The sequence below is a fragment of the Cohnella suwonensis genome (genome assembly GCF_042655365.1).
In the GTDB taxonomy this organism is placed as follows: Bacteria; Bacillota; Bacilli; order Paenibacillales; family Paenibacillaceae; genus Cohnella; species Cohnella suwonensis.
Window position 1 is genome coordinate 18458 of sequence record NZ_JBHSMH010000040.1, and the last position, 8700, is coordinate 27157.

Annotated in this window: 7 protein-coding genes; 3 read left to right on the forward strand and 4 right to left on the reverse strand. The window is 55.8% G+C overall.

Annotation, left to right across the window (positions count from 1 at the left end):
* Window positions 1-25: 25 nt before the first annotated feature.
* From ACFPPD_RS12705 to ACFPPD_RS12715, 3 genes are all read right to left on the reverse strand, one after another.
* Entirely contained in the window at window positions 26-1390 is a 1365-nt protein-coding gene (locus ACFPPD_RS12705; protein WP_378082406.1) for an ABC transporter substrate-binding protein, read from the reverse strand.
* A gap of 142 nt (window positions 1391-1532) precedes the next feature.
* Window positions 1533-3104 (reverse strand): helix-turn-helix domain-containing protein, encoded by a 1572-nt coding sequence (locus ACFPPD_RS12710; protein WP_209751194.1) that lies wholly within the window; start codon window positions 3102-3104, stop codon window positions 1533-1535.
* Entirely contained in the window at window positions 3079-4956 is a 1878-nt protein-coding gene (locus ACFPPD_RS12715; protein WP_209751192.1) for a sensor histidine kinase, read from the reverse strand. The genes ACFPPD_RS12710 and ACFPPD_RS12715 overlap by 26 nt, the downstream gene beginning before the upstream one ends.
* A 277-nt stretch (window positions 4957-5233) precedes the next feature.
* Between ACFPPD_RS12715 and mtnK the strand changes: the two genes are divergently transcribed.
* Entirely contained in the window at window positions 5234-6442 is a 1209-nt protein-coding gene (gene mtnK / locus ACFPPD_RS12720; protein ID WP_209751190.1) for an S-methyl-5-thioribose kinase, read from the forward strand.
* A 28-nt stretch (window positions 6443-6470) separates the two neighbouring features.
* Entirely contained in the window at window positions 6471-7550 is a 1080-nt protein-coding gene (mtnA, locus tag ACFPPD_RS12725; RefSeq protein WP_209751188.1) for an S-methyl-5-thioribose-1-phosphate isomerase, read from the forward strand.
* 26 nt (window positions 7551-7576) lie between these two features.
* On the opposite strand, the gene ACFPPD_RS12730 is transcribed toward mtnA, so the two are convergent.
* The gene (locus ACFPPD_RS12730) at window positions 7577-7888 is read right to left on the reverse strand and encodes a YunC family protein (protein ID WP_209751185.1); all 312 of its coding nucleotides are present in this window, start codon (window positions 7886-7888) and stop codon (window positions 7577-7579) included.
* A gap of 227 nt (window positions 7889-8115) precedes the next feature.
* Between ACFPPD_RS12730 and ACFPPD_RS12735 the strand changes: the two genes are divergently transcribed.
* On the forward strand, window positions 8116-8553 hold the full coding sequence (locus ACFPPD_RS12735) for a hypothetical protein (RefSeq protein ID WP_209751183.1): 438 nt from the start codon (window positions 8116-8118) through the stop codon (window positions 8551-8553).
* The last annotated feature ends 147 nt before the right edge of the window (window positions 8554-8700 follow it).

The window sequence follows — 8700 nt, forward strand, 5'->3', positions numbered from 1 at the left end:
AATCCGTTCCGCCCGCAGTTTTTAACTATTCGTTCGGATATTTCCCTTGAACAAGCGGCTGAATCTGGCTTTCGAGCTCATCCAGCGCTTCCTGGGCCGTCTTCTTGTTCGTCCAGATCAGGTCGAGTCCGGGCGCCAGCTTGGAGTTGATTTCCGGCCAATTTTTGATTTGCGTGGACGGAGACTTGACCGCGTACCCTTTCGTGTATTCGATGCCCGCTTGGAGGAATTCCGGCGGGTGGGCTTCGTTGTCCGTCCATGACTTAATGGCTTCGTCTTCGGAATAGTATTTCTCTTCCGTCGGCATCCATAGGCCCGTCTTGTAAAGATCGACCTGCTCCGGATTGTTATGGTAGAGATAGAACTCCAACGCTTCCTTCGGATGTTTCGTGCTGTTGAACACAACCGTCGTGCCGGCGAGAATAACGGTCTTCGGCTCTTTCAGCTTAGGCAGTACGCCTATTCCCCACTTCAGCTTTTTGTTGTTGGTCAAGTCGAGCAACGCCCACGTTCCGTCGAGCACCATGGCCACCTTGCGCGTCTGCAGACGAACGTGATTATCGGGCATATTCTGCTGCGTGATCAGATCCGGCGATACGTGATCCTTGTAAATCAAATCCTGAAGCTTCTGGAACACTTCGACGCCTTCCGGTTTGTTCAAGGCGTATTTCGTTCCGCTCTCGTCCAATATTCCCGCTCCGTTGCTTTCGAGAAGAGGACCGTACGTTCCGCGATCGCTGCCGAAAGAGAATCCGTACTGGTCGATATTTTTCGGATCGAACCCGTCTTCTCCCGGATGCTTGCCGTTCTTGTCTTTGGTCAGCTTCTTGGCGACGTCGACGAATTCGCCCCACGTCCATGCTTTCGCCGGATCCGTCGGCGGAGGAGTTACGCCCGCTTCCTCGAAAACTTCCTTATTATAGTAGAGGACCATAACCTCCAAAGCCGTGAAGTTCGCGACCGGTTTGCCCGGCTCGGTATATAAATAAGAGGCCTTCAGCTTGTTTTGCAGCGCGGGGTATTGATCGTAATATTGGCTGAAGTCAAGCAACTTGCCCTCGCTGCCCCATTTATTGGTCAGGCCGTCGCCCAAATAAGCGACGTCGGGCAGTTGGTTAGCCGCCATCAGCGTGTTCATTTTCGTGTTGTAGTCCCCGGGGACATGCTCCCCTTTGACCGTAATGTTCGGGTGGGACTTGTTGAAGGCGTCGATCATGTTCTCCATTGCTTTTTTCTCGTCGTTGCTGCCCCAATACATGAAGGTCAAATCCACGTGCTCTGCCGGAGACGCTTCGGCCGAAGAATCTCCGGACGCCGATTGTTCGGCCGGATCGTTGCCGTCGTTGCCGGAGCTGCACGCCGTTACGCCTGCCAGGATAAGTGCCATCATTGCCGCTAGCCCTATTCGTTTACGGAAACCCGGCATACTGTGTCCCCTCTCGAATTCATAATTGGATGATACAACCTCATTATCGATGCCTGAAGGCAGACGAACCATGCGAAGAATCCATGCCTTCTTTGTTTTGGTTCGATTATAAATATCGCTTGCGAAATTCGGTCGGAGTAAGCCCCGTATTTTTCTTGAAGGCGATGCTGAAATAGTTCGTATCGCCGAAGCCTACCGCTTCCGCGACCTCCCCTACCTTGCGATCGGGATCGAGCAGCAGCTCGCGCGCGCGCTCGAAACGTACCCTCGTCAGAAAATCCGCGAAATTTTCCCCGGTAACCTGTTTGAATCGGGAACTTAAGTACTTCGGGCTCAAATGCAAATGCCGGGCTAACCCATTCAGGCTCGCATCCTCGTGCAGGCGTTCCCGAACCCATGCTTTCGCTTGTTCGAACATCCTCGGTACGACCGCTTCCCTGGATTCGCGGATCAACCGCCCCACCTGCACGAAATAGCTCGACACATAACGGATGATCTCGTTGCCGTTCTGCATTTGAGACAATGCCAGGAGAGGATATTGCCGATCCCCGTGCTCATCGTGAAGCCTCAAGCTCTGAACGACCCTCATGACGAACAGAACGAGCTGGGTAGCCATCAGCTTGACCTGTCTGGAAGGCATCTCGGTTAATTGCGCCGACCACGTCCGTAAAATGGCCGACACCGCTCCGTCGTTGCCCGCCCTGATTTCGGAGATGAGGATCAATTCCTTATCGAGCAATACCTGTTGCGTCATTTCCGCGATTTGCACGCTCTCGAACGGAATGACCTGTCCGTTTCCGACCCAGCCTTTGTGCTCCGCCGCATGAACCGCTTCGCGGTAACCTTCGGACAGCTTGCTCAGATGATGGATTTTGCGGCTGATGCCTACCGTCACGGATATGTCCAACGTTTCGGTCAAGACAGACCGTACCTGCAAGACGACATCGGCCGCCGTTTGTATGCCGACTTGCGCCAGCACGATAATAACGCGGTCCGGCGATATAACCGCGCCGAGCGCTCCCGTAACGGCAGCCGCGGCTTCCGTCGCCAGCTTGCAGAAGGCGTAGCCGAATAATTGGGCGTCTCCATTTTCGGTCACGCTGTCTGGCATGGCATCCAAGTCGCAGCAAAGCACGACGAACGGTCCGCCTCCCGCAAGCGCGGGACATTCCAGGATTAGCAATTGTTCGATCGTATCGTCGACGAAGCGTCTTTGCAGCAACAAATCAAGCAATGCGTATTCTTGCGCCATGGCTCGCTGCTTTCGGTTGCTCTGTTCGATCCCGTCCTCTGCCCTTTTCCATCGCTGCAGGCTGTCCGTCGCGCGCCGTAAGCCTGACGCCAATTCGTCCTTCGTTACGGGCTTCAACAAATAATCGGCGGCTTGCAGACCGACTGCCTCTCGGATATAGGCAAAAGATTCGTATCCCGTCAGGAAAAGCAACGGAATATCGCTATCGTTCTCGCGGATGAGCCTCGCCACTTCCAAGCCGCTCATGTCTGGCAGGTTAATATCGAGTATGACGATGTCCGGCTTAAACTCCCCGATCAGCCGCAAAGCCGTTTCCCCGTCTTCGGCTAGCGCTATCGTCTTTATCGAATCGAACGTCTCGACGATCAGATGCTTCAAACCTTCGCGAATGGGATACTCGTCATCTGCGATCAGCAAGCGATACATGTTTTCTCCCCCCCTCCGGCCGAACGGGCCACCATGGCAAGATAAGCGATACGGTCGTATATATTCCCTGCTCGCTCGCGATTTTAACGCCATACTGGGGACCGTAATATCGAAGCCGTTCGTTTACGTTTTTCAATCCGAAGCCGCCTCCTTCCCGCTCCTCTTGCCTCTCCTCTTCCCCCTCCAACACCCTGCGAATTTGCTCGAGCCTCTGCGGATCGATGCCGTTGCCGTCGTCGCCGATCGACAGCTTCAGCGTCTCCCCTTCCTTGCTCCCGGTCAGCATGACATATGCGACCCCCTTGCGCTTCTTCAAGCCATGGTATATCGCGTTCTCGACGAGGGGCTGCAAAATGAGCTTCGGCACGAAACACTCCTTCGTATCTTCGTCGACCTCGGATATCCAATTGAACTTATCGCGGAACCGGAATTGCTGTACCCGAACGTAGGCGTTCACGTGCTCCACCTCTTCGCTTACCCGAATAACCTCGCTTCCTTGGCTCAGCGCGATTCTGAAAAACTTGCCAAGCGCCCCGATCATGTCCGACATTTCCCTCTGCTGGTTCGCCAAAGCCAACCCGTTCAGCGATTCCAGCGTGTTGTACAGAAAGTGGGGATTGATCTGCGCTTGCAAAGCCTTAAATTCCGCTTCCTTCCAAGACAGCATCGCTTCGTAAATTCGGTCGTTCAATAGCTGGTTTTCCCGCATCGTCCTTTGCAGCCGATCCCCGATTTGCCCCACCTCGTCGCCGGTATCGAATACGGCCGACGCCGTTGCCGCATTCGAGCCTGTTACGGTCATCAAGCCTCTCAGCTTGCGCAGCGGCCTGCGAATCGTATCGCTGATCCGGTAGGCGAGCACCCAACCGGCGAGCAGAACGATGAGAAAGATTTGAATCGTGAGCCGTCCGATCCGATTGGCATCCTCGAACAGCGTTTCGCTATCTATCCGGTGAAGCAACGTCCATCCGGTATTGACGAGAGGGGCATAGGAAATCATCGAACGCTGCCCATGCCAATCGAGCCACCCCTTTTCCTTCTCCGGCTGTTCCTTTACGTCCTTGGCGATCTGGCGAAGAGCCTTAAAATCGGCTTCGTCGTTCTCGGGCAAGCGGTAGATCGGATTCCCGACCTGATCGACAATCCAATACTGCGATTCGGAACTGGGAGACGAGAATGATATTCCGCGGAAAAAGCTCGACTTCTCGATCTCCAGCATCAGAAACCCAAGCTCCTCGTAATTCCCTTCGGTTCTCCTTAGCAGCTTTCCCACGAACAGATGCTCGTCGGGAAGCGAGTAATCGGCTCTTACGAAAGGCGAACCGTTATGCCACATGAGGCGGTTGTCTTTGCGCAGCCTATCGTAATACGCGTTAGCCTCGCTTAAACTGGGAAGACCGCCAAAGCGGATCGAATCGTTCCCCTGATAGAAGGAGCGATTCGTCCCGCCGTTGGCGGCATAAATAAGCGTCGATATAATATAGGGCTTCGTCTGGGTTTGCGCGCGAATGATCCGGTTAACGCGCTCCACGTTGCGCAGGAACGCGTAATCGTCCGGCGCCGATTGCCGCAGAATCGATTGCACCTCGGGATTGCCGAGAATCGCGTTGGTCAAGTCGTTCAGGTCTGTTATCGTTCCGTTTAAGAAATTCTCGCTCATGAGTCTCGACTGAAGGGCATGCTCCTCCGCTTTGTTCCCGAGAGATTCGACGGCGATCCGGTAGAACGTAAAGCTTAAAGCGATCATGGGAACAACCGTCAGCAACAGGGTCAACACGAGAAATTTGCCGCGAATCGTTCTGATTTTCCATCGTCCCTTTAATCGCGAGACGCTTCCTTCTCCCGAACCCATACGGACATTTCTCCTTCGGAGCGGTTAACTCGGCGGCCCTCTATACGTAGATCTCATCATCGTTAACGGAATACGTTGTCTTCTCTTCTTCAACGTAACACGGCCGAAGCGGGGGAGTCAGTCCCTCAAAACCCCACAATAGGTAGATAAAACTGACTTTTTCGTCGGCGCGCGCCCGCACTTTAAACCGCGTGAAAAGTGCTTTATACTTACATCTAGATCATTTCTTCGATAAATTCTACTGAACCAATCGGATAACTCCGTGGAGGCGAACCTTTTGAGCAACTATCATCCATTAACCGAGCCGGAAGCGATTCAAATCGCCCAGTCCATTCCCGGCATATTCGAACCGCAAGGCGAGCTCGTATCCCGCGAGATCGGCGACGGCAACTTAAACCTCGTCTTCCACGTCAGCCAGCCTTCCAGCGGCCGCAGCCTGATCGTGAAGCAAGCGTTGCCTTACGCCAAAGTCGTCGGCGAATCCTGGCCGCTGTCGCTGGACCGCGCGCGCATCGAAAGCGAAGCGCTTCTCATCGAAGCGCGCCTCGCCCCAGGGCTCGTCCCGCGCGTGTACCACGCCGATCACGAGATGGCGCTTACGGTCATGGAAGACCTGAGCAGCCATAAGATCATGAGACAAGGGTTGATCGACGGCGGCACGTACCCGCTATTCGCCGGCCACATCTCCGAATTCCTCGCGAGGACGCTCTTCTTCACATCGGACCTGGGCATGAACCAACAAGAGAAGAAAACGCTTCTCGGATCGTTCATCAATCCGGATTTGTGCAAAATCACCGAAGATCTCATCTTCGACCACCCGTATACGGACGCCGACACGAACAGCTTCGACGACCATCTGCGCGGCGACGCCGAGCTGCTATGGAACGATGCCGAGCTGCATCTCGAAGTGGCGCTCTTGCGCGAGAAGTTCCTGACGCACGCGCAAGCGCTCCTTCACGGGGATCTGCATACGGGAAGCATCTTCATTACGCCGGAATCGACGAAAGTCATCGATCCCGAATTCGCCTATTTCGGACCGATCGGCTTCGATATCGGCGCCGTGTTCGCGAACCTGCTGCTGCACTTCGCCTCGCAGGAACATTGGGCATCGGACGAGTCCTCCCGCGGCGCACGCAGACAATACTTGCTCGGCACCGTTCGCGACATCTGGACGTCGTTCGATAACACGTTCCGCGCGCTCTGGGACGAGCACGGCGTCGACCGCGTCGCGAAACCGAAAGCCTACCAAGACGATTACATGAGGCGGTTGCTGCAAGATTCGATCGGCTTCGCCGGAGCCAAAATGGTTCGCCGGATCGTCGGCTTGGCCCACGTCGCGGATATCGACCGCATTCCGGACGCCGGCGTACGGGCGAAAGCGCAAAGAATCGCGCTCGCCATCGGCAAGTCCCTCATCAAAAACAACCGCAAAACGTCCTCCATCGATCGGTTGATCGACATCGCCGATTCCGCGGCAAGAGGATAAGGCGCGCCATAACGAAAGGAGCAACACCATGAGCAACGAGCTACAACCAAACGTCTCCGTCCGCGAAGCGTTGCAATCGCTTCGCTGGGAGAACGACGCGTTATCTCTTCTTGACCAACGATTGTTGCCGGAACAAACCGTATACTTACGCTTGACGACGCCGCAGGACGTGTGGGAAGCGATTCGCGAATTGAAGGTACGCGGAGCGCCCGCCATCGGCATCGCCGCCGCGTACGGCGTCGTCCTCGGCGTCGCCGATTTCGACGGAAACCTATCGGCCTGGCTTGCCGAAACGGAGAAACACGCCGCGTACTTGGCGACTTCCAGGCCGACGGCCGTCAATCTGTTCTGGGCGCTGGACCGAATGAAAGCCCGCGCCCGCGATCTCGCGAGTGCCGACATATCGTCCAGCGCCGCGACCGCGGCTCTTCTCGACGAAGCGTTGCTTATCCAAGCCGAAGACGAGGAGACGAATCGCCGGATCGGCGAGCACGCGCTTACCTTGTTCGAAGACGGCATGGGCGTGTTGACGCATTGCAACGCGGGAGGACTCGCGACCGCGAAGTACGGCACGGCGCTGGCGCCGTTCTACCTCGCGCTCGAGCAAGGCATTTCTTTGAAGGTATTCGCGGACGAGACGCGCCCGGTGTTGCAAGGCGCCCGCTTAACCGCGTTCGAGCTGCAGCAGGCCGGCGTCGACGTGACGCTCATCTGCGACAACATGGCCGGACACGTCATGTCCAAAGGCTGGATTCAGGCGGTCATCGTCGGAACCGACCGCGTCGCCGCCAACGGGGACGTCGCCAACAAAATCGGCACGTATAGCGTCGCCGTGCTCGCCAAAGCGCACGGCATCCCGTTCTACGTTGCTTGTCCGCTTTCCACGATCGATTTGTCGACGCCCACCGGCGCCGACATCCCGATCGAAGAACGCCACGGGGACGAAGTCGCCGCCGGATTCGGCAAGCGGACCGCACCGCATGGGGTTGCCATCTACAATCCCGCCTTCGACATTACGCCGAACGAATACGTCACGGCCATCGTCACCGAGAAAGGCATCGTTCGCGCGCCGTACGCCGAGAACCTCGGGAAGTTGTTCGATCGCTGACGGGCCGAAACCCGCGGGATCGCCGGTCAAGCATGCGCCGCCATGATGCGAAGCGCATCTTGACCGGTCATTCCCGCATGGATTCCGAGCGCCTCCGCGGCGTCCGTTACAGACTCGAGAGGCGCTTCTAGCAATTGTTCGAACGTGCGAACCCCGACGGCGCGGCCCGCGACGATGCCGCGATCCTTCAATCGCGTGTTCAGTAAATGAACATCCAGAGCGCCGCACATAATATAACCGTCGCCAACCGAGATCGCGATCAATGTCGTCTTCGGCAACAGCACCTCGACCCCGATCGCCGTCCAATCGTCGAATCGGAACGGTACGACTTTAACCATGCTTCCACCTCCCCGGCTCCCCCGATTTCTGGGCGCATGAATTTCATACGCTATAGTTTATGCTCCTTTAGAATCACTTTTCAGGGCGATATGACCTATAAATCTACATTAGGCTCCATTATCGTGATATAGTGGGGACTAAGACATGGTTTTATTGAACTAAGACGTTTGAAATACTCGACAATTGTCGAGCAAGTTGAATGATGATCAGCGATGGAGGCCTCAGAATGAACCGTTTACCCAATTCAGCCGATGGCTCCTATTCGTTTCAAGTCGATATAAAGATCGAAGCGCCCAACCAGGCCGCGGCCCTCGTGCAGTTGATTGCCGCCTTGAACGGCACCGGACTTGATTACAAGATCGGCGGACAGAACGACAAGCCGAAAACCGCGACGACGGCCAAGGCGTCCGCGCCGGCTAAGGCGTCCGCAGCCAAACCCCCGGCGCCTCCCCAACCGACGCAGCTCGAGCTCCGAATCCTGCACTTCATCGAAAGCAAGCAGCTCATCCGACTCCGCGTCAACAAAGGCCGCGGAATCAAAATGAACATTCCGTGCCGCGTTCTCAACTTCGATTCGAACACGAGCCTGATAACCGTCTATCACGTGGACGAGAAACAAGTGTACACGGTCGGTCTGACGGAAATCGACGATTTCGAAGATTAGCTCCACCGGGACGCAGGCGAGCAACGATGAACGGGTATCCGAACACACAAGCAAAAACGCCTTCGGCGTCCTCTGGGCGCTGAAGAAGCTTTGCGGAGACGATTCAGAAATGGATAAGCGTGAAACTTATACATTCTGGTAGAGTAG

Bases quoted from the DNA above. Each gene is read 5' to 3' on its own strand.
- ACFPPD_RS12705 (WP_378082406.1), bottom strand. From the start codon at position 1,390: ATGATGGCACTTATCCTGGCAGGCGTAACGGCGTGCAGCTCCGGCAAC.
- ACFPPD_RS12710 (WP_209751194.1), bottom strand. From the start codon at position 3,104: ATGTATCGCTTGCTGATCGCAGATGACGAGTATCCCATTCGCGAAGGT.
- ACFPPD_RS12715 (WP_209751192.1), bottom strand. From the start codon at position 4,956: ATGGGTTCGGGAGAAGGAAGCGTCTCGCGATTAAAGGGACGATGGAAA.
- mtnA (WP_209751188.1), top strand. From the start codon at position 6,471: ATGAGCAACGAGCTACAACCAAACGTCTCCGTCCGCGAAGCGTTGCAA.
- ACFPPD_RS12730 (WP_209751185.1), bottom strand. From the start codon at position 7,888: ATGGTTAAAGTCGTACCGTTCCGATTCGACGATTGGACGGCGATCGGG.
- ACFPPD_RS12735 (WP_209751183.1), top strand. From the start codon at position 8,116: ATGAACCGTTTACCCAATTCAGCCGATGGCTCCTATTCGTTTCAAGTC.